At 70.7% G+C, this 21,322-nt stretch carries 18 protein-coding genes; 9 read left to right on the plus strand and 9 right to left on the minus strand.

The annotated features are described in order from the left end of the window. Positions 1–18: 18 nt before the first annotated feature. Genes AC4D2F_RS13630 through AC4D2F_RS13640 form a run of 3 tightly spaced genes read right to left on the minus strand, consistent with a single transcriptional unit; the run spans position 19 to position 1,154 of the window. Positions 19–327, minus strand: coding sequence for a DUF3253 domain-containing protein (locus AC4D2F_RS13630; RefSeq protein ID WP_490911017.1), 309 nt, complete (start codon positions 325–327; stop codon positions 19–21). Beyond that, a complete protein-coding gene (locus tag AC4D2F_RS13635) occupies positions 320–688 on the minus strand; it encodes a 2-polyprenylphenol hydroxylase (RefSeq protein ID WP_104168689.1) in 369 nt (122 codons plus the stop codon). The genes AC4D2F_RS13630 and AC4D2F_RS13635 overlap by 8 nt, the downstream gene beginning before the upstream one ends. Before the next feature lie 7 nt (positions 689–695). Beyond that, positions 696–1,154, minus strand: coding sequence for a DUF3817 domain-containing protein (locus AC4D2F_RS13640; RefSeq protein ID WP_104168690.1), 459 nt, complete (start codon positions 1,152–1,154; stop codon positions 696–698). A 215-nt stretch (positions 1,155–1,369) separates the two neighbouring features. On the opposite strand from AC4D2F_RS13640, the gene AC4D2F_RS13645 reads away from it, so the two are divergent. Beyond that, positions 1,370–4,945 carry a TM0106 family RecB-like putative nuclease gene (locus AC4D2F_RS13645; protein ID WP_490911018.1) on the plus strand — a complete coding sequence of 1,192 codons (3,576 nt, stop codon included), beginning with the start codon at positions 1,370–1,372 and terminating at the stop codon, positions 4,943–4,945. Positions 4,946–5,112: 167 nt separating this feature from the next. Here the strand turns inward: AC4D2F_RS13645 and AC4D2F_RS13650 are convergent, their stop codons facing one another. The 3 genes from AC4D2F_RS13650 to AC4D2F_RS13660 form a co-directional block, all read right to left on the minus strand. Continuing rightward, a complete protein-coding gene (locus AC4D2F_RS13650) occupies positions 5,113–5,316 on the minus strand; it encodes a cold-shock protein (protein WP_026533290.1) in 204 nt (67 codons plus the stop codon). A gap of 204 nt (positions 5,317–5,520) precedes the next feature. Next, complete coding sequence (locus AC4D2F_RS13655) at positions 5,521–6,516, minus strand: LLM class flavin-dependent oxidoreductase (RefSeq protein ID WP_104168692.1); 996 nt, start codon at positions 6,514–6,516, stop codon at positions 5,521–5,523. A 158-nt stretch (positions 6,517–6,674) separates the two neighbouring features. Then, positions 6,675–7,418 (minus strand): FadR/GntR family transcriptional regulator, encoded by a 744-nt coding sequence (locus AC4D2F_RS13660; RefSeq protein ID WP_490911019.1) that lies wholly within the window; start codon positions 7,416–7,418, stop codon positions 6,675–6,677. A 195-nt stretch (positions 7,419–7,613) separates the two neighbouring features. On the opposite strand from AC4D2F_RS13660, the gene eat reads away from it, so the two are divergent. Genes eat through AC4D2F_RS13690 form a run of 6 tightly spaced genes read left to right on the plus strand, consistent with a single transcriptional unit; the run spans position 7,614 to position 13,651 of the window. Beyond that, complete coding sequence (gene eat, locus AC4D2F_RS13665) at positions 7,614–9,047, plus strand: ethanolamine permease (RefSeq protein WP_490911020.1); 1,434 nt, start codon at positions 7,614–7,616, stop codon at positions 9,045–9,047. Positions 9,048–9,092: 45 nt separating this feature from the next. Continuing rightward, entirely contained in the window at positions 9,093–10,466 is a 1,374-nt protein-coding gene (locus AC4D2F_RS13670; RefSeq protein ID WP_490911021.1) for a glutamine synthetase family protein, read from the plus strand. Positions 10,467–10,472: 6 nt separating this feature from the next. Beyond that, the gene (locus AC4D2F_RS13675) at positions 10,473–11,240 is read left to right on the plus strand and encodes a gamma-glutamyl-gamma-aminobutyrate hydrolase family protein (RefSeq protein ID WP_490911022.1); all 768 of its coding nucleotides are present in this window, start codon (positions 10,473–10,475) and stop codon (positions 11,238–11,240) included. Beyond that, entirely contained in the window at positions 11,237–12,619 is a 1,383-nt protein-coding gene (locus AC4D2F_RS13680; protein ID WP_490911023.1) for an aldehyde dehydrogenase family protein, read from the plus strand. The genes AC4D2F_RS13675 and AC4D2F_RS13680 overlap by 4 nt, the downstream gene beginning before the upstream one ends. Before the next feature lie 30 nt (positions 12,620–12,649). Then, a complete protein-coding gene (locus AC4D2F_RS13685) occupies positions 12,650–13,447 on the plus strand; it encodes a 3-oxoacyl-ACP reductase (protein WP_490911024.1) in 798 nt (265 codons plus the stop codon). 45 nt (positions 13,448–13,492) lie between these two features. After that, complete coding sequence (locus AC4D2F_RS13690) at positions 13,493–13,651, plus strand: hypothetical protein (RefSeq protein WP_181033704.1); 159 nt, start codon at positions 13,493–13,495, stop codon at positions 13,649–13,651. Here the strand turns inward: AC4D2F_RS13690 and AC4D2F_RS13695 are convergent, their stop codons facing one another. Then, a complete protein-coding gene (locus AC4D2F_RS13695) occupies positions 13,652–14,239 on the minus strand; it encodes a helix-turn-helix domain-containing protein (RefSeq protein WP_490911025.1) in 588 nt (195 codons plus the stop codon). 78 nt (positions 14,240–14,317) lie between these two features. Here AC4D2F_RS13695 and AC4D2F_RS13700 point away from each other — a divergent pair, with 78 nt between their 5' ends. After that, a complete protein-coding gene (locus AC4D2F_RS13700) occupies positions 14,318–15,505 on the plus strand; it encodes a benzoate/H(+) symporter BenE family transporter (RefSeq protein WP_490911026.1) in 1,188 nt (395 codons plus the stop codon). A gap of 10 nt (positions 15,506–15,515) precedes the next feature. On the opposite strand, the gene AC4D2F_RS13705 is transcribed toward AC4D2F_RS13700, so the two are convergent. Then, a complete protein-coding gene (locus AC4D2F_RS13705; RefSeq protein ID WP_490911027.1) occupies positions 15,516–16,817 on the minus strand; it encodes a cation:proton antiporter in 1,302 nt (433 codons plus the stop codon). Between the two features lie 222 nt (positions 16,818–17,039). Here AC4D2F_RS13705 and AC4D2F_RS13710 point away from each other — a divergent pair, with 222 nt between their 5' ends. After that, positions 17,040–20,336: a DEAD/DEAH box helicase gene (locus AC4D2F_RS13710; RefSeq protein WP_490911028.1), complete on the plus strand. Its 3,297-nt coding sequence runs from the start codon at positions 17,040–17,042 to the stop codon at positions 20,334–20,336. A gap of 120 nt (positions 20,337–20,456) precedes the next feature. Here AC4D2F_RS13710 and AC4D2F_RS13715 read toward each other — a convergent pair whose 3' ends face one another. After that, positions 20,457–21,320 carry an alpha/beta fold hydrolase gene (locus tag AC4D2F_RS13715; RefSeq protein ID WP_490911029.1) on the minus strand — a complete coding sequence of 288 codons (864 nt, stop codon included), beginning with the start codon at positions 21,318–21,320 and terminating at the stop codon, positions 20,457–20,459. Positions 21,321–21,322 lie beyond the last annotated feature (2 nt).

Genomic DNA, 21,322 nt, shown 5'->3' on the forward strand with positions numbered 1-21,322 from the left:
CCTGCGGGGTACCCGGCATCACCCGGACGACGGCGCTTCCCCCGAGGCGCCGTCGTCCGTCGTTGCGGCCGGGCCCTCGATCCAGCGGATGCGGATGGGCCCCCGTGCGTCCTGGGCCACAGGTTCCCCGTGCTGGGTGACGTGCACGAGCCCCTCCCCCGCCAGGTCGAAGGCGATGCGCCGCGCCGCGGGCATCAGGTCGCGCCACTGATCCCCGCCGATGCTGCGCGCGGCGTCGGACGGGCACAGCGTCTTCCCGCTGCCCCGCTGCGCGGCGATCCGCAGGATCTCGGCCCGCAGATCGGGATCCGTGACCCCGTCAGGCATCGTCCGTCGCGTCCCCCGCCGCGCGGCCGGCGGAGCCGCCGGGCTTCTTCGGGTGCATGCGGTCGAGTTCCTGCAGCGCTGCGGTCCATCGCGCGGTGCGTTGCGCCGCGGACTGCTCCCACCAGGGCGTCCCCCGCTCGCCGAGCCCTTCCTTGGCGAGCTGGACGGTGCGCCGCGCGCGGGGCAGGGCCGCGCCGTCGTCGCCCTTCGCACTGTTGCGCACGCCCGAGCGTCCTCGCCCGAGGTGGGACATCAGGCGCGCCTTGACGTCGTCCGGCAGCGAAGGGTCGGTCTTCCGCCAGCGGCGGCCGCTGTGGAGGAAGAACCGCTCGTCGTCCGTCGTGTTCCGCAGGTCGGTCATGCGGGCCTCAGCTCGAGGATCCGGGAGGGCCGACGAGCAGCAGCACACTGAAGACCACGGAGATCCCGACGACGGCGACCGCCAGCGCGACGAGCGGACTGCGCAGCACCCATGCCTGGAGCCGCTCCACGGGCGTCCGCGGCGCCTCGGCCCCCGGGGCCAGGCGCCAGGTCCCGGCGAGCTGTCCGCGGCTCTCGATCCACCGCTCGTAGGGAATGGTCGCGAACGGGACGACCGCCGAGGCGAGGCCCAGCAGTCCCGTCACCACCGACCAGCGCTGGTTGATCCAGATGAAGACGGTCGTCGCCACGAAGCAGAGGAACACGAAGCCGTGCACGGCTCCTGCCGGCGGGACGACCGCCTCGGTGGTCCGCGTGACGTACTTGAGGAACATGCCCAGCAGCAGGAAGGCCCAGGTCACCGCCTCCGCGACGGCGACGGTGCGGAAAAGCGTGCGGGGGTTCATGGGGCTCCTGGTCGGTCGGCGATCGGTGCCTCCAATTCTCCCAGACCCTCGACAGCTCGCGTGCCCGCTCATGCTGGGTATCCTCTACTGTCGGTGGGTTCGCGCTGCACCCCGACAGGTCCGGGGCCGCACGCCCTGTGACCCCTGTCACGGGATCGTCGGCGGCCCGTGATGGACTGCTGGTCTCCCCGGCACGACGAAAGGACCAGCGGCCCATGTTCCTGCTCGACGCCCACGGCGCCCCGGACGCGACGTCCCCCGACCTCGTGTTCTCGGCGACGGACCTCGTCACCGCGTCGGAGTGCGGGTACCGGCTCCTGCGCATCCTCGACGAGAAGCTGGGACGGGCCCCCCGGGCCGACTTCCCCGTGGACGGGATGCTGCAGCGCGCCGCCGCCCTCGGGGACGTGCACGAGCACCGGGTCCTCGACGAGCTGGTGGCCGAGCACGGGCTGTGGTCGCCGGGCAACGTGTCGGGCGTGTACGACGTCGAACCGGCCGCGTCCCTGGACCGGGCCACCCTGGAGGCCAAGCATGAGGAGTCCCTCCGCGCCCTGCGCTCCGGCGCGGCCGTGGTGTTCCAGGCGGCGTTCTTCGACGGCATGTTCCACGGGCGCTCGGACTTCCTCGTCCGGCAGGACGACGGCGCGTACGCCGTCTGGGACACGAAGCTCGCCCGCCACGCGAAGGTCGGCGCCCTGCTGCAGCTCGCCGCGTACGGCGACCAGCTGCAGGCGGCGGGCATCCCGACGGCGGACGAGGTGACGCTCGTCCTCGGTGACCGCCGCCGCAGCACCCATCGGCTGCCCGATCTCCTGCCGGTGTTCCGCGAGCGACGCACCCGCTTCCTCGAGCTCGTGCACGGCCATCGCAGGCAGGCGGACCCCGTGGGCAGGGGCGCTCCGGGCGTGGCCGCGTGCGGGCGGTGCGACTACTGCGCCGAGCAGGTGCTGGCATCGCGGGACCTCCTCCTGGTGGCGGGGATGACCGGCGAGCGCAGGGCACGCCTGCAGTCCCAGGGCGTCGCCACGATCGACGACCTCGCCGCGCTGCCCGACCACCCGGAGGACGCCGCCCTGACGAGGCTGCAGGAGCAGGCGCGCCTGCAGGTCGGGGCAATCGCAGTGGACGGCGGCGTCACCTACCGCGACGCAGAGGGCACGGAGCGCACGCTGTCCTACCGCGTCCTTCCGCAGCACACGCTGGGGGCCCTGCCGGCGCCGAGCCCCGGTGACATCTTCTTCGACTTCGAGGGCGATCCGCTCTGGCAGGACCCCGAGGACGGCAGCTGGGGCATCGAGTACCTGTTCGGCGTCGTCGAGCAGCCGGACCGCGACGGTGAGCCGCCCTTCCGTCCGTTCTGGGCCCACAGCCGTGCGGAGGAGCGCGCGGCGTTCGTCCGGTTCCTCGAGTACGTCCGGCAGCGCCGCCTGCAGTACCCGGACCTGCACGTCTACCACTACGCGGCCTACGAGAAGAGCGCCCTGCGGAGGCTGTCCCTCGTCCATGTGATCGGCGAGGACGCCGTCGACACCCTGCTCCGCGAGGGCGTCCTCGTGGACCTCTACGAGACCGTGCGCCGCAGCCTCCGTATCTCCGAGCGCTCCTACGGCCTCAAGAAGCTCGAGCCCCTCTACCTGGGCGGTAGCCTGCGTTCCGGGGACGTGACCGACGCCGGAGCCTCGGTCGTCGCCTATGCCGCCTACTGTGCCGCCCGCGACGCCGGGGACGGCGCAGCCGCGGCGGAGATCCTCGCCGGCATCACCGACTACAACCGTTACGACTGCCTCTCGACGCTCGGGCTCCGGGACTGGCTGCTCTCGCTCGGGCAGCGGCACGCTCTCCCTGGTGCCGCGGGTCTCCCGTCCGCCGCGCCCGCCCCCGCCCCTGTTCCGGACGCCGAGGACCTCCCCGCCTACGGCCCCGCCCCCGAGGAGGCCAGGCTGCTGGCGTACCTCGCCGACCTGCCGACCGGTACGGGGAGGGGGGCGGACCAGCAGGCCATCGCGCTCGTCGCGGCGGCCGTCGGGTATCACCGCCGGGAGCGGAAGCAGTTCTGGTGGTCCCATTTCGACCGGCTCGCCGCACCCGCCCATGCCTGGGACACCGCACGTGACGTGCTGGTGTTCCGGACCCTCGAGGTGGTGCAGGACTGGGCCAGGCCGACCTCCCGCTCGAACCCCGTGCGGCTGCTGAAGGCGACCGGCACCCTGACGGCGGGGGCCGACGTCAGGGAGGGCTCGACCTACTTCGCGATCTACGACGCGCCCGTCCCGCCCGATGCGGACAGCATCGACGGCGGCGGCACGGGGCGCGGCGGCTGGTTCGGCGTCGAGGTGACGGAGCTGTCCGAGGATGCGGACGGCGTCGCGACCGTGGTGTTCAGGGAGAAGCTGCGGCGCGGAGCGCCGGAGCGTCCCGAACTCCCCCTGGCCCTGGCCCCCGACCAGCCGCTGATGACGAGATCGATGCAGGACGCGCTGGCCGCCCTCGCGGACCGGGTGGGCCGGTCGCTTCCGGGAGTGCCCGGGGACCCCGCGCTCGACCTCCTCCGGCGCGTCCCCCCACGCCTCGCGGGCGGCGCCGAACCACCCACGGCACCGCTGCACGGGAACGGTTACGCCGAGGCCATCACCGCCGCCCTGCACCTCCTCGAGGACTCCTATCTCGCCGTGCAGGGTCCGCCCGGTACCGGCAAGACCCACGTCGGCGCCGACGTCGTCTCCCGCCTGGTGCACCTCGGGTGGAAGGTGGGCGTCGTCGCGCAGTCGCACGCCGTCGTCGAGAACCTGCTGTGCCGTGCCATCGAGGCCGGTGTCCCCGCCGACCAGGTCGCCAAACGCACGGAGACACCCGACACACCCTGGACACAACGGTCCGACGACGACGTCGCCCGCCTGATCGGCGGACCGGGTGGCTGCCTGGTCGGAGGTACGGCCTGGACGATGACCGGGAGCAAGGTCCCGGCGCACTCCCTCGACCTGCTGGTCATCGACGAGGCAGGGCAGTTCTCGCTCGCCAACACGATGGCCGTGGCCCGCGCCGCACGCCGGCTCCTCCTGCTCGGTGACCCGCAGCAGCTCCCGCAGGTCACCCAGGGCGTCCACCCGGAGCCGGTCGACGGATCCGCGCTCGGCTGGCTGTCCGCCGGGCACGCGACACTGCCCGGGCGGTTCGGGTACTTCCTCGCGGACACCTGGCGCATGCACCCGGACCTGTGCCGCGCGGTGTCGGCCTTCGCGTACGACGGCCGGCTGACCACGGCTGCAGCAGCGCGCGGGCGGCGCCTGGAGGGTGCTCGGCCCGGCATCGAATGCGTCATGGTCGACCATGAGGGCAACGCGACGGCCTCGGCGGAGGAGGCAGCGGAGGTCGTCGAGCAGGTGCGGCGCCACCTCGGCCTGGCCTGGACCCCCGTGCCGGGTACCGTCCCGCGCCCGCTCGCGCAGGAGGACATCCTCGTGGTCGCGCCGTACAACGCCCAGGTGCAGCTCACCCGGCAGGCACTGCGGACGGCCGGGTTCGGGGACGTCCGGGTGGGCACCGTGGACAGGTTCCAGGGTCAGCAGGCCGTCGTCGTGATCGTCACCATGACGGCGTCCTCCGCCGCGGAGGCACCCCGCGGCATCGGGTTCCTGCTCAACCGCAACCGGGTCAATGTCGCGATCTCGCGGGGGCAGTGGCGCGCCGTCGTCGTCAGGTCCCCGCGGCTGACCGAGCACATGCCCTCCACGCCGGCCGCCCTGGAGGAACTCGGTGCGTTCATCGGCCTCTGCGACGGGGAGGGCTGAGACCTCCCACGCCCCGCCCGGAGGCGGCCTGGTTCATCGGGCGGCACAGCGGCAGCGGCCGGAGTCGGACCCGCCCGGCGGCGCGGCAGATGCGGGTTAACGAAGAAGCAGGCCGGACCGAGGTCCGACCTGCTACTCGCGAAAAGATCTAGTGGAAGATCCGAGCCTTAGAGGGGCTGGATGTTCGACGCCTGAGGACCCTTGGGGCCCTGCTCGGTGTCGAAGCTGACCTTCTGGTTCTCGTCAAGCGAGCGGTAGCCGCTCGCATTGATGGCGGAGAAGTGTGCGAACACGTCTGCGCTTCCGTCGTCGGGAGCAATGAATCCAAAGCCCTTTTCAGCGTTGAACCACTTCACGGTACCTGTTGCCATTTTTGTTTATCCTTCTGAAATTCAGACGCACTCCGACTTTCGGAGCGCCCCAGTCGCGGCGTGCTTGTCCGCTTTTTCAGAGACACGATCCGTCCCGCGAGGGCCAGACCGCGTGAAATACAAATGCGCAACACTACAACCGACACCCACTTAACCAAACCTTGGAGGGTAATGGCAAGCAGGAAGCCAAAGTTCTTTGATCGGCTACCCTTGCGCGGCGACCGGATGCATCGCATCGGCCAGCAGTTCGAAGGAGCGCAGCCACGCGTCGGTGCTCTCCGCCTGGGTCGCGACGATGAGCTCGTCGGCCCCGAACCGCTCGGCGAACTGCTCCAGGTAGTCGCGGACGACGTCGGGCGTGCCGACGGCGCTGTACCGTGCCATCCCGGCCATCTGCTGACCGGCCGGCGACGCGAGGATGGCCTCGGACTCCTCCCGCGTGAAGGTCTGCCCACGGCCCAGGAGCAGGCTCACACGGCGCAGCATGCCCTCGTGGAACTCGTGGTGGGCGTCGTTCGCGCTGTCCGCCGCGATCACGTTCACGCCGGCGATGAAGTGCGGCTCCGAGGACTGCGCGGACGGCGTGAACTCCCGGCGGTAGATGGCAGCGGCGTCCTGCAGCGCCTGGGGGGCGAAGTGCGACGCGAAGGCGAAGGGCAGGCCCAGGGCCGCAGCGAGCCGCGCACCGAACAGCGAGGACCCGAGGATGTAGAGCGGGACATTGGTGCCCTTGCCCGGGGTCGCCTGGACACCGGGCACGCGGCTCTCGCCGCTCAGGTAGCCCTGCAGCTCCTGGACGTCCTGCGGGAAGCTGTCGGCAGCCATGGGGTCGCGGCGCAGGGCGCGCGCCGTGACCTGGTCGCTGCCGGGGGCCCGTCCGAGGCCGAGGTCGATCCGGCCCGGGTGCAGGCTCTCGAGAGTGCCGAACTGCTCGGCGATGGTGAGCGGTGAGTGGTTGGGCAGCATCACACCTCCCGAGCCGAGACGGATGGTGGACGTGTGCGCGGCGACATGGGCGATGAGCACGCTCGTGGCGGAGGACGCGATGCTGCCCATGTTGTGGTGCTCCGCGTACCAGATGCGGCGGTATCCCCACCGCTCGGCGTGCTGCGCGAGCGAGACGCTCGAGGCGAAGGTCTCTGCCGGCGTGGAGCCTTCAGCGACCTGCGCCAGATCCAGGATGGACAGGGGGACGGACATGGGTGCACCTTCCGGTTCTCGACGACCGCGACGGGGTGTGTCGCGGGTCTTCTCAGGGAACGGTTGCCCGGGTGTATCTATTTCCCGCGCGGGCAGGGACAGCGCCACGGAGGAAGCCGCGGAGGCCCGGGGCGCGGCCCGGGCGAGCACGGGAGTCGCTACGCCCCCTCCGCATCGCCGTCCGCCTCGTCGAGGAGGAACCCCCGCAGGAGGGCAGCGGTGCCCTCGAGGTGGGCGGTCATCTCGGCCTGCGCGCGCTCCGGATTGCCCCCGAGCACCGCCTTCACGATGGCGGCGTGCTGCCGGTTGGAATGGCTGATGTTCGCCGCCAGGAAAGGGATGCGGTCGAGCATGTCGTTGGTCCTGGACCGCGCCTGGGCCACGGCGAGCGCCAACGACGGCGACCCCGCCACCTCGGCGATGGCGAGATGCAGCCGGGCGTCGAGGGGGCGATACCGGGCTGCGTCGGCGTCGTCCACCGCCTGCAGCGCTCCGAGCAGGTCACGGCGCGACTCCTCCGAACACGCCCGCTGGGCGGCGAGGCGGGCTGCGCCGGGCTCGACGACGGCACGGAAGGCGAGGACGTCCTCCACCTCGGAACGGCGCAGGGAGGCGGGGCCGTCGCCGGCGGCCGGCAGCGACGCACTGACGACGGCGCCTCCGTAGCGGCCGCGCTGGACGGTGAGGTAGCCCGCGGTCTGCAGGTCGGCGAGCCCGTCGCGCAGGGTGGAACGGGAGACGCCCAGGTGCTCGGCGAGATCCCGTTCGGGCGGAAGCCGTGACCCGGCGGGGAACACGCCCAGCTTGATGGCATGCAGGAGACGTTCGACCGTCTCCTCGAACGCGTTCCCCCTGCGTGCCGGCTGGATGAGCCGGAAAACAGGATCCGCAGGGTCGCTCATGCTTCCAGCTTACGCACCGGCCGGCGGCCCTCATCCCCGCCGGTCGGCAGCCCTCTTGACGAACCGGATCGGGGGGACGAGCATTAGGGCACTCTTTGGACTGATATCAGTCCAATGCTGTCGGCGTGGATCCGCTCCGCCGAGAAAGGCCTGCCCTACCCGTCCTCCATCCGGCCGTCCAACCAAGGGGTACACGTGGCACACAGGAACATCGATTACACCGCCGTCGACGACCAGTACCACAAGCACCGGAAGCTGAAGAGCGGGGCCGCCGGCTGGGTCCTGCTGGCCGGGCTCGGGGTCGCCTACGTCATCTCGGGGGACTTCTCCGGTTGGAACCTCGGACTCGCGGAAGGCGGGTGGGGCGGCCTGCTCATCGCCTTCATCCTGATGGGCATCATGTACACCTGCATGGTGTTCGGCCTGGCGGAGATGTCGTCGACGCTCCCGACGGCCGGTGCCGGCTACGGGTTCGCCCGCCGCGCCCTCGGTCCGCTCGGAGGCTTCGCCACGGGGATGGCGGTACTCATCGAGTACGCCGTCGCGCCCGCCGCGATCGCCACGTTCATCGGCGGGTACATCGAGGCGCTCGGGCTCTTCGACATCACCAACTCGTGGCCGGTCTACCTCGTCACCTACGTGGTGTTCATCGGGATCCACCTCTGGGGCGTCGGCGAGGCGCTCAAGCTGATCTTCGGCATCACCGTGGTCGCCGTCGTCGCCCTGGTGGTGACCGTCGTCGGGCTCCTGCCGCGTTTCGACACCGCGAACCTGTTCGACATCGTCCCCGACGGGTCGGCCGGATCGTCGGCCTTCCTGCCGTACGGGTTCTCCGGTGTCCTCGCCGCGCTGGTGTTCGGGATCTGGTTCTTCCTGGCCATCGAGGGCGTCCCCCTCGCCGCCGAGGAATCCAGCGACCCGAAACGGGACATGCCGCGGGGCATCATCGTCGCCATGCTGCTGCTCCTGGTCTTCGGCGCGCTCATGCTCTTCCTGGTACCGGGGGCGGCAGGCGCCGACGCGATGGGCCAGTCGGACTCCCCGCTCCCTGAAGCGTTGCGGGCGGCAGCGGGCGGGGACTCCGCCCTCGCCGACTTCGTCAACTACGCAGGGCTCGCGGGCCTCGTGGCCAGCTTCTTCTCGATCGTCTACGCCTACTCGCGGCAGCTCTTCGCCCTCTCGAGGGCCGGCTACCTCCCCCGCGTCCTCTCCCTCACCTCGAAGCGCCACACCCCGTGGGTGGCTCTTATCGTCCCGGGGACCATCGGTTTCCTGCTCGCCGCCCTGACCGGCAACGGCGGGCTCCTCATCAACATCGCCGTCTTCGGTGCCACCGTGTCCTACGTCCTGCTGAACCTGTCGCACATCCTCCTGAGGTTCAGGGAACCCGGGCTCGAGCGGGGATACCGCACGCCGGGCGGGGTGGTCACGACGGGCATCGCCCTCGTCCTCGCCGTCATCGCCCTGGTGGCCACCTTCTTCGTCGACATCCTCGCTGCCTCCATCACCGCCGCCATCTTCCTCGGTGCCCTCGCCTACTTCTGGTTCTACAGCCGCCACCACCTGGTGGCGAGCGCCCCCGAGGAGGAATTCGCCCTGCTGGAGAAGGAGGAGCAGGACCTGGCCTGACCCGACCCCACCCGCGACGCCACCCCACCCGACAGAAGGAAACTCATGGACCCGCATCCCCGCAGTGAACGCATGCTCACCGTCGACCAGCTCACCTCGGCCGTCGAGGCAGGTGAAATCGACTCGGTGGTCCTGGCGTTCACCGACATGCAGGGCAGATTGCAGGGCAAGGTGATCCACGGCCGGTTCTTCCTCGACACGGTCCTCGGCCACGGCACGGAGGGATGCAACTACCTGCTGGCAGTCGATACCGACATGAACACCGTGGAAGGCTATGCGATGTCGAGTTGGGACACCGGGTACGGGGACATGGTGTTCGACCTCGACCTCGACACCATCCGGCGCCTCCCCTATCGGGAGGGCACGGTGATGATCCAGTCGGACCTGTCCTTCACCACCGGCGAACCGGTCCGGGTCGCCCCGCGCAGCATCCTCAAGGCGCAGGCCGCGAGGGCCGCGGACCGCGGCATGCGGGCGTTCTCGGGGACGGAGCTGGAGTTCATCATCTACAACGACTCGTTCGAGGACGCCGGCCTCAAGCACTACCGCGATCTCGTTCCCGCCAACCAGTACAACGTCGACTACTCGATCCTGGGGTCCCTGCGCGTCGAACCGCTCCTGCGGGACATCCGCAATGCGATGTACCAGGCGGGCATGATCGTCGAGTCGGCCAAGGGCGAATGCAACTTCGGTCAGCACGAGATCGCGTTCAAGTACGACGACGTGGTCGTGACGGCCGACAACCACAGTGTCTACAAACTGTCGGCGAAGGAGATCGCATCCCAGCGGGGCCAGTCGGTGACCTTCATGGCCAAGCCGAACCAGAGGGAGGGCTCCTCCTGCCACATCCACATGTCCCTCCGGAGCGACGACGGCGGACTCGTGTTCTGGGACGAGGCCGGGAACCAGCGCACGCCGCTCTACGACCACTTCATCGCGGGGGTGCTCGCGACCATGCGTGAGTTCACGCTCTTCTACGCGCCCAACATCAATTCCTACAAGCGCTTCTCCAAAGGCTCCTTCGCACCGACGGCGGTCGCCTGGGGGCTGGACAACCGGACCTGCTCGGTCCGCCTCGTGGGCCACGGCTCCTCCGCCCGCCTGGAGAACAGGGTCCCGGGCGCGGATGCGAACCCCTACCTCGCACTCGCGGCGATGCTCGCCGGCGGACTGTACGGCGTCGAGAACGAACTGGAGCTGCCACCACGGATGGACGGCAACGCCTACCTGTCCGACGCCGACCACGTGCCCGCCACGATGCAGGAGGCCCGTGACCTCTTCGCCGGCTCCGCGATCGCGCGGGAGGTCTTCGGCGAGGAGGTGGTGGAGCACTACACCCACTATGCCGACGTCGAGCTGGCCCAGTTCAACGCGGCCGTGACGGACTGGGAAGTGCGGCGCGGGTTTGAACGACACTAGGGCGTCATGGTGACGACCGAGCCCGCACACGGCACCTACCGCCCCAGGGTCGGCCTCACCACGTACTGGCAGTCCGCGGCCTGGGGTGTCTGGGACGGCACCGCGGCCATCGTGCCGGGCGCCTACGTGCGCGCCGTCGTGGACGCCGGCGGGAGCCCCCTCCTGCTGCCACCCTTGGGCACCGATCCGAGCGTCGTCGGCCTGCTCGACGGTCTGATCGTCATCGGCGGGGTCGACGTGGACCCTGTGCGCTACGGCGCCGCGCCGCATCCGACCACGGTGTCCCAGCCGGAGCGCGACGACCACGACCTCGCCCTGACGCGGGCGGCACTGGACGCCGGCACACCCCTCTTCGCCATCTGCCGGGGGGCGCAGGTCCTCAACGTCGCCCTCGGCGGCACGCTGCACCAGCACCTGCCCGAGGTGCGGGAGGACGCAGCGCGGTATCAGCCCGCGCCGGGTGTCTTCGGCAGCGTCGACTTCACCACCGAACCGGGGTCCATCGCCCGGCAGCTGCTGGGGAAGCGGGCGTCGAGCCCGTGCTACCACCACCAGGGCCTGGACAGGATCGCCGACGGACTGTGCGTGACGGCCCTGGCCGCGGACGGGACGGTGGAGGTCGTCGAAGCGGCCGTCGGGGGCCCTGTCGGCTGGACCCTCGGCGTCCAGTTCCATCCCGAGGAGAACGGGCAGGACAGGCGCCTGTTCGGCGGCTTCGTCGACGCTGCCCGCACCTACGCCTCCCGCCTCGCCCCTGAAAGGACCGCGTCATGAGCTCCACCCACCAGATCCTCGACCCTGCGACCGAGAAGGCCATCGGCACGGTCGCCATGGCGGGACCGGAGGACACGGATGCCGCGATCCTGCGGGCGGCCGGCGCCTTCCCCGCCTGGCGGCAGGTGGCCCCGGCGGACCGTGCGCTGCTGCTCCGGCGGTTCGCCTCCGCCGTGGATGCGGAGATCGAGGCGCTCGCCGCGCTCGAGGTGGCCAACGCCGGCCACACGATCGGGAATGCGCGCTGGGAGGCCGGCAACGTACGTGACGTCCTGACGTACTACTCGGCGGCCCCCGAACGCCATCTCGGGCAGCAGATCCCCGTCGCGGGCGGCGTGGATGTGACGTTCCACGAACCGCTCGGCGTCGTCGGCATCATCGTGCCGTGGAACTTCCCCATGCCCATCGCAGCGTGGGGTTTCGCCCCGGCGCTCGCCGCCGGCAACACGGTGGTCCTGAAACCGGCCGAACTCACCCCCCTGACGGCGATACGGCTCGGTGAGCTCGCACTGCAGGCCGGGATCCCCGAGGGCGTGTTCACCGTCCTGCCGGGCAAGGGCTCCGTCGTCGGTGCACGCTTCGTCTCCCACCCTGCGGTCCGCAAGGTCGTCTTCACCGGTTCCACCAGCGTGGGCAAGCAGATCATGGCGGGCTGCGCGGAACAGGTCAAGCGCGTGACCCTCGAACTCGGCGGGAAGAGCGCCAACGTCATCTTCGCCGACGCAGACCTGGAGAAGGCCGCCGCCGCGGTACCCGACGGGGCCTTCGACAATGCCGGGCAGGACTGCTGCGCCCGGTCCCGGGTGCTCGTCCAGCGGTCCGTGTACGACGACGTCCTGGGCATGCTGGGAACCGCGGTGGAATCCGTCAGGGTGGGCGATCCGGGCCTGGAGGACACGCACATGGGTCCGCTGATCTCGGCCGCCCAGCGCGACGCCGTGGCGCGATTCGTCTACGACGCGGACGGGAGGACCGTGGCCGACGTCGCCTTCCAGGGCGCCGCCCCCGACGGACCCGGCTTCTGGTTCCCGCCCACCGTCATCACGCCCTCGGATCCCCGGTCCGCCGCCTTCACGGAGGAGATCTTCGGCCCGGTGGTCTGCGTCGTCCCGTTCGAGGACGAAGCGGATGCCGTGCGGCTCGCCAACGACTCGGCCTACGGACTGTCCGGATCCATCTGGACGCGCGACGTGGGCCGCGCGCTCCGCGTCTCACGGGCCATCGACGCGGGGAACCTCTCCGTGAATTCGCACTCCTCCGTCCGGTATTCCACGCCGTTCGGCGGCTTCAAGCAGTCCGGCCTCGGCCGGGAACTGGGCCCCCAGGCCCTCGACGCGTTCAGCGAGACCAAGAACGTCTTCATAGCCACCGATGCCTGAGTGGCGTCCATCCGACCAGAAGGAGTGCCCATGACAGCCCTGCCCTACAACGGACTCGTGACCAACCGCCTCCAGGGGCGCACCGCGGTCGTCACCGGGGGCGCCTCGGGGATCGGCCTGGCCACGGCCCGGCGCCTCGCCCACGAGGGGGCGCACGTGGTGATCGGGGACATCTGTCCGGACGCGGTCGGGGAGTCGCTGGCGGAGCAGTTCGGCGGCAGCTTCATCCGCGCCGACGTCACCAGCGAGGACGATGTCCGGGCGATGTACGCCTTCGCCCTCGCGACCTACGGTTCCATCGACATCGCCTTCAACAACGCGGGGATCTCGCCCGACGACGACTCCTCCATCCTCGACACGGGGATCGACGCCTGGCGCCGTGTCCAGGAGGTGAACCTGACGAGCGTGTACTACTGCTGCAAGCACGTCCTGCCCTACATGCAGGCGCAGGGACGCGGGTCGATCATCAACACGGCCTCCTTCGTGGCGGTCCTCGGTGCCGCCACGTCCCAGATCTCCTACTCCGCGTCGAAGGGCGGCGTGCTGTCCATGAGCCGTGAGCTGGGGGTGCAGTTCGCCCGGGAGGGGATCCGGGTGAACGCGCTCTGCCCGGGCCCCGTCAACACCCCCTTACTGCAGGAGCTGTTCGCGAGCGACGCCGAACAGGCCCGGCGCCGGCTCGTCCATATCCCGCTGGGGCGCTTCGCCGAACCCGACGAACTGGCTGCCGCCGTCGCCTTCCTGGCCTCGGACGACTCGTCCTTCATCACGGCCAGCCAGTTCATGGTCGACGGCGGCATCGCCGGCGCCTACGTCACGCCCCTGTGACGGCGCACGGCCCCGAGCCTGCGCCGGATCTGCTTGACTGGGCGCATGCCCAGCGACCCACTTCCGTCCGAAGCCGCGCTCCGCGAGCGCCAGGACCTCCTCGTCCGCGAGCTCGCGGTGGAACAGAACTCCGCCCGCCTGCAGGCGCTCAGCGACGAGCTGGAGGCCATCCAGCGCCGGCTCGAGCAGCTGCGCCACGCCTGATCACTGCATGATCACCGCGTGACCGGCGCCTGATCCGTCTCGGCGCGCCGGCGTCTCGATGGTCAGGACCCCCTCCGCGCCCCCGTCCGTCGACGCGTAGGAGTGCACCGTGTCCCCGTGCCAGGACAGCGCGTCGCCGGCCGTCGCGTCCTGCTCGGAGCCGAGCACGCCCACGCGTGCGCTGCCCCGCACCACCCGGAAGTGCTCCACGGTCCCCGGTCCGTGGGCCGGTGACACCCGCGTCCCCGCCGACGCGATGGTGAGCCAGAAGACCTCGGTGGTGCCGCCGTCGTCGTGCGTACGCACCGTGAGCAGCCGGGCCTCCACGACGCCGTCGGAGACGCCACGCCCCGTCCCGTCCCCCACGAGTCCGGTGAGCGGTACCCCCAGGGGGCCTGCGAGCGCGTAGAGCGTCCCGAGGGTCGGATTGCGGGTCCCCGCCTCCAGTTCGGACAGCGTGCCCTTCCCGATGCCCGCCTGCAGTGCCAGGGCGCTGAGGGAAAGCCCGCGGTCCCGGCGCAGCCGCGTGATCCTGCGGGCGACGGCGGAGTGCAGGGATTCGTCGCGGTCCGGTTTGTCCTCGGGCATCCCTGCATCCTACGCTGGCCGTTCCGTAGACAGAACGAATTCCGAGGGCGCTGCGCGCCACCCGACAGGAGTCCCGCGGTGCACACCAGATCCTCCGTCCGGCCCGGTCTGCACGAACCCGTCCTCGCCGGCATCGTCACCGCCCTGGTGGGCTTCACCTCGTCGTTCGCCGTCGTGCTCGCCGGCCTGCGGGCCACCGGCGCGTCACCCGAGCAGGCCGCCTCGGGGCTGCTGGCGCTGACCGCGGTCGTGGGCGTCGGGATCGTCCTGCTGTCGCTGCGATACCGCATCCCCGTCACGCTCTCGTGGTCCACCCCGGGTGCCGCCCTGCTGGCCGGTGCCAGCATCCCGTCCGGCGGCTGGCCCGCGGCGGTCGGCGCCTTCCTGGTCACCGGCGTCCTCATCGCGCTGACCGCGGCGGTGCCGTGGCTGGGCCGGCTGGTGGCCCGCATCCCGCAGCACCTCGCGCAGGCGATGCTCGCGGGCGTGCTGCTCCCCCTGTGCCTGGCGCCGTTCCAGTCCATCGGCACCATCCCGCTCCTGGTGCTGCCGGTGATCCTCGTCTGGCTCGCCGCCTCGGCCCTCGCCCCCAAGTGGTCGGTCCCCCTCGCGCTCCTCGCGGCCCTGGCCGTGATCGGCGTCCAGCTCGGCCTCGCGGGTACGGCCATCGACGCGTCGTCCCTGGCCCCGTCCCTGGCATTCACCGTCCCGGTCATCGAGCCTGCCGCCGTCCTCGGCATCGCCCTGCCGCTCTACGTGGTCACGATGGCGTCGCAGAACCTCCCGGGCGTCGCCGTGCTCTCGTCCTTCGGCTATGAGGCCCCCTGGCGGCCCGCCCTGGCCGTCACGGGCGCGGGGACCGCCGTCGTCGCGCCCTTCGGCGGCCACGCGGTCAACCTCGCGGCCCTGTCGGCCGCGCTGTCCGCAGGCGAGGGTGCGGGTGAGGACCGCGACCGCCGGTGGATCGCGGCCCTCACCGCGGGCCTGTCCTACCTGGTGCTCGCCGCCTGCTCGGGGGCGCTCGTCGTCGTCGTGGGCGCCGCACCCGCCGGGCTCGTGGAGGCGGTGGCCGGGCTCGCCCTGATCGGCACCATGGCGACGGCGGTGACGGCGTCCTTCCGGGACGCGACCGGGCGCATGAGCGGCGCCGTGACGTTCCTCCTCGCGGCGTCCGGCCTGTCCGTCCTCGGGATCGGCGGGGCCTTTTGGGCGCTCGTCGGCGGGCTGGCGGTGCGGACCGCCATCGAACGGAAACGGCCCGCCTGACCGGCGACGGCTAGACGGGCGTATGCGGCGCCTGCGCCTCGTCGCCCTGTTCACGTGCCTTGCGCTGCCGTGCCCGGTCCAGCGCGTTGATGACCGGCGCCGCGGTGATGCCGTGCACCACGATCGACATCACGATCACCAGCGCCCCGATGCGCCACAGCGTGGACTCGTCGGCCGTGAACTCCCCCTTCGACAGCGCGTAGCTGAGGTAGTAGATGGACCCGATGCCGCGCACACCGAAGAAGGCGAGGGTGCTGCGCTCCCGCGGACCGGTCTTCCCGCGGGCCAGGCTGATCCAGCCGCTGACGGGCCGGACGAGGAGGATGAAGGCTGCGGCGACCACCACTTCGAGCGGGCGCAGGCCCTCGAGCAGCCCACGTGCCACGGCACCACCGAGCAGGACGAGCACGACGACCGTCAGGAGGCGCTCGAGCTGCTCGATGTAGCTGTGCAGGACACCGTGGTAGCCGTGGGTCTGCTCCCCCGCGCGGATGGTGACGGCGCACACGAACACGGCGATGAAGCCGTAGCCCTCCACCGCCTCGGTCACGCCGTACGTCAGGAAGGTGGCCGCGAGCGCGACGAAGCCCTCGGAGTGGTTGGCGAGGCGGACGCTCTTGATGGGTGACCGGAAGAAGATGCGGCCGAGCAGCATGCCGATCCCGACGCCGAACGCGCAGCCGATGATGATGCGCCACAGCACGTCGAGGAGGATCCATTCCGGGAACCAGGCCGACGGAGCGAGCCCCACGGTGCTCAGCAGGATCGCGAGGTAGATGAAGGGGAACGCGAGCCCGTCGTTGAGGCCTGCCTCGGAGGTCAGTCCGAACCGCACCTCGTCCTCGGCGTCCAGGTCCTCCTCGGACTCCGACGGCTCGCCGACCTGCACCTCCGAGGCGAGCACGGGGTCGGTCGGCGCGAGGGCGGCGGCGATCAGCAGGGCCGACGCGACGCCGAGGCCGAGGACCCACATCCCCATGAGGGTCAGTCCGAGGATGCACAGCGGCATCGCGATGCCGAGGAGCCGCCAGGTGGTGGACCACCGGTGCCAGCCGACCTTGCGGTCCAGTGCCAGCCCGGCGCCCATCAGCGAGATGATGACGCAGACCTCGCTGAGGTGGATGGTCACGTCGCTGTACTTCATGGGGTCCGGGTCCGGAAGGTCCTTCGCGAACGTGAAGATGATGATGCCGGCGGCGAGGAAGACCATGGGCATGGACACGGGGGCGCGCATCAGCAGGCGGGGCAGGAGGGCGGCCGCGAACACCGCAAGCCCCGCCGCCGCGAAGATGATGCTTGGAGCCTCGAACACGTGCGACCTCTTCCGTTTCCCTGCGACCTGGCGCTCAGCCCCCGAGCCAAGAGTAGGGCAGGCCGGGGTGTCGCCGGAGCGCGCCTGCCTCATCACGGTTCCCCGCCGGCAGCGGGTAGACTATACGGCCGTTCCCCGCCGGACGCCCACCGGCAGTCGGGCTTTCCCCGAAACGGAGCGCCCGGCGAGGAGTGCGTCACCGCCACGTGAGAGCATGGAATTATGCCCATTTCCACCCACCCCATGGTCGATGTCACAGACATCATCCGGATCGTGGGCGGCGCGGCGTTCCAGCGCGGACAGACCTACGCCAAGGACGGCGCTGTCAGCTCCCTCGCCTGGGACGCCGAGTCGAAGCTGCTGACCGGGAAGGTCCGCGGCACCGCGCCCCATGACTACCGGACCAAGCTGCGCCTCGGGCTCAAGGGCGACGGCCGCTTCCGCCCCCTCGAGAACTTCTGCAGCTGCCCCATCGGTGCGGACTGCAAGCACGTGGCCGCCACGGCCCTGCAGAGCAACACGGAGAACCTGCTGGCGCAGCACGAACGCGACCTCGGCGCCCGGTCCGCTCCGCGCACGTCGGTGCCCGAGGGCTGGCAGGCATCCCTCACGGATCTTTTGGAGGCCGACACCGGCATCGACTCCCCGCCCGCGCCGCGGACGCCCCTCGGGCTGCAGTTCGAGCTGCGCACCCCCGAGGTCGCCGTGCAGCGGTGGGGCTCCGCCGCCGAGCGCCAGGGCCAGCGCACGCTCAACACACGCCTCGGCGTGCGGCCCGTCAGCCAGAACGGCAAGGGCAAGTGGATCAAGAACAACCTGTCCTGGGGCAGCATCAGCTACCAGACCTACGGGCTGACGCTGGACCCGGACCAGCACCGGTGGTTCTCCCAGTTCCCTGCGCTGCACCGCGGCACCGGCGTCAACTACTTCGGCAACAACGACTCCTGGCTGTACCTCGACGACTTCAGCAACCCGCTGCTCTGGCAACTGCTGGACGAGGCGCAGCGCCTCGGCATCGCGTTCGTGGGGTCGAAGAAGTCCGTCTCGATCGACCTCGCGGCCCGCGCCACCCTGAAGCTCGACGCGACCGAGACGGAGGACGGCTCGCTGCGGCTGAGCCCGGCCCTCGACGTCGACGGCCGGCCCCACCCGTCCGAGACGGCCCACGTCATCAGCACGCACGGCATCTACACCGTCGCCCCCGATGACACGATCACCCTCGCCCCCGCCTCGCGGAGGCTGACGGCGAAGGACATCGAGCTCCTGCAGCGCGGGCACGCCGTCGTGGTGCCCGAGGAGGAGAAGTCCCTCTTCCTCCAGGACTACTACCCGAAGCTGCGGCAGTCCATCCAGGTGGACAGCAGTGACGGCAGCGTGGAACTGCCCGAGATCCAGCCTCCCGCGCTCGTCCTCACCACCGCCTACGGCGCGGACGGGTCGGTGGCCCTGGACTGGCATTTCGACTACACCCTCGGCGATGCCGTGCAGCGCCGGCCCTTCCGCCGGGGAGGTCCCGGCAGCGACGACGGTTACCGCGAGCCCGACGTCGAGGATGCCCTCGCGGCCTCCGCGCGTCAGGTCCTCGGCCCGGTCCCGATCAGGTCGCTCCGGCTCGAGGACATGCAGGCCGTCGAGTTCGTGGAGGACGTCCTGCCCCGGCTCGCGGAGCTCGACGGCGTGAGCGTCGAGGTGGTCGGCGACAAGCCCGACTACAGGGAACTGACCGAGACACCGACCCTGCGGATCAGCACCGTGGAGACGGACGACCGCGACTGGTTCGACCTCGGCGTGATGGTCACCGTCAGCGGCCGCACCATCCCCTTCGACTCCGTCTTCCGCGCGCTCGCCCAGGGCCAGAAGAAACTGAAGCTCGTCGACAACAGCTACCTCTCGCTCGACCAGCCCGTCTTCGACCAGCTCCGCGAGCTCATCGAGGAAGCCCGGGCGCTCAGCGAATGGGACCCGGACTCCGGGCTGCAGATCAGCCGCTACCAGGCCGGCCTGTGGGCCGACCTCGAGGACCTCGCGGAGGAGACCGAGCAGGCGCAGTCCTGGCGCGACGCCGTGAGCGGACTGCTCGAGCTCGAGGACGTCGCGGCCACCCCGGCCCCGGCGGGCCTGGTCGCCGACATGCGCCCCTACCAGGCGGAGGGCTTCAGTTGGCTGGCGTTCCTGTGGCGGCACCGCCTCGGCGGCGTGCTCGCCGACGACATGGGGCTCGGCAAGACCCTCCAGGCCCTGGCCCTGATGATCCACGCGAAGGAGACGTCGGGGCTCGACGCCCCGTTCATCGTCGTCGCACCCACCTCCGTGGTCCCCAACTGGTCCAACGAGGCACGCCGCTTCGCGCCGAGCCTCAAGGTCGTCGCGATCAGCGATACGCAGGGCGCCTCCGGCATCCCTATCGACGAGCAGGTGGGAGACGCCGACGTCGTCATCACCTCCTACACGCTCTTCCGGCTCGACTTCCCCGCCTACCAGGACCTCGCCTGGTCCGGTCTCGTGCTGGACGAGGCCCAGTTCGTGAAGAACCGCGCGTCGAAGGTGCATCAGGCGGCGAAGGACTTCGATGCACCGTTCAAGCTCGCGATCACCGGCACGCCCATGGAGAACAACCTCATGGAGCTGTGGTCCCTGTTCAACATCGTGGCGCCCGGGCTGTTCCCCTCGGCCCGCAAGTTCACGGAGGACTACCGCACGCCGATCGAGAAGATCGGCGACAACCGTCCGCTCGTGCGGCTCCGGAAGCGCATCCGGCCGCTGATGATGCGCCGCACCAAGGAGGCCGTCGCCTCCGACCTCCCGCCGAAGCAGGAGCAGGTCCTGGAGGTGGAGCTCCACCCCGAGCACCGGCACATCTACGAGACGTACCTGCAGCGCGAGCGGCAGAAGCTCCTCGGGCTGATCGAGGACATGAACCGCAACCGCATGATCGTGTTCCGGTCCCTGACCCTCCTGCGCATGCTCAGCCTCGATGCCTCGCTCGTGGACCCCGCGCACGAGGGCGTCCCGTCCGCGAAGCTCGAGGTCCTGTTCGAGAATCTGGAGGACGTCCTCGCGGAAGGACACCGGGCCCTGGTCTTCAGCCAGTTCACGTCCTACCTCAAGAAGGCCGCCGAGCAGCTGGATGCGCGCGGCATCGAGTACGCCTACCTGGACGGGTCCACGCGCAGCCGCGGCGAGGTCATCGATTCCTTCAAGGACGGCAAGGCCCCCGTGTTCCTCATCAGCCTCAAGGCCGGCGGATTCGGCCTGAACCTGACGGAGGCGGACTACTGCTTCCTGCTGGACCCGTGGTGGAACCCGGCCTCCGAGGCCCAGGCCGTGGACCGCACCCACCGCATCGGGCAGACCAAGAACGTGATGGTCTACCGCATGGTGTCCAGGGGGACCATCGAGGAGAAGGTCATGAAGCTCAAGGAGAAGAAGGCGAAGCTGTTCACGTCCGTCATGGACGACGACGCCATCTTCTCCTCCGCGCTGACCGCGGACGACATCCGGGGCCTGCTCGACGCGTAGGCCCCGGTGCGCTGTCGGATCCGGGACGACGCCCGGGTCCACCCGCCTCAGTGCGCACGTGTGGCGGGTCCACGACGACGCCACCCGCCACACGTGCACCACGGACCCCGGATGCCGGGATCAGGCGTGGTCGTCCCGGTCCCGCAGCGCGGGGTCGAGCAGTTCCGCGAAGGCCCGGGGCCGGTCCGCGATCCACCAGTGCCCGCCCGGGACGCTCGTGACGGTCAGGTCCGACACCCAGTCCTCGAGTCCGTCCACGAGGTGCGGCGACAGGAAGGGATCCTTCAGCGGGACGATCACGTGCACGGGGACGGCGACGGGACGCCGCCGGGGCGGCGTCACCGCGGCGGACAGGTTGGTCCGGTAGAGGGCGAGGCCCCGCACCGGGTCCTGCCCCACGTTGCGCCGGGCCGTCAGCTCGTAGCGCCGCGTCAGCCCGTGCTTCCAGAGCGCCTCGGGCAGGACGGGCAGCTGGAAGAATCCGGCGTACGAGCTGCGCAGCACCTGCCCCACGCCCTGCGGCACCAGCCGGGGATCCCGGAGCCGCCGGCGCAGCCACCGGGAGAAGTGGCGGAGATCGGGACCGGAGATGCTGGTGTAGTCGAGGATCAGCCCCTGCGCACGCTCGTCCTGCAGGGCGGCCCAGCCCTGGATCGAGCCCCAGTCGTGGCCCACCAGGCGCACACCGCCCGGCATGTCCACGGCGTCGAGGACCGCGAAGATGTCGTCCACGAGCTCCGCCACCGTGAACCCCGCGCCCGCGTGGGCACGGGACCGGCCGGCGTTCCGGGTGTCGAACGCGACCAGGTGGTGCGTCGGGGCGAGCTCCCGGAGAACCGGGTGGAAGACCCGGTGATCGTCGGGATAGCCGTGCACGAGGACGATGGTCGGCGTGGCCGGGTCCGGATCGAGGCCGTACTCGAACACGGCGAGGTCGGCGCCCTCCGCCTCGATCCTCCGGTGTCTCTCGCGCAGTAGGTCCATGA

It is taken from the genome of Arthrobacter sp. TJ-263 (genome assembly GCF_058269155.1).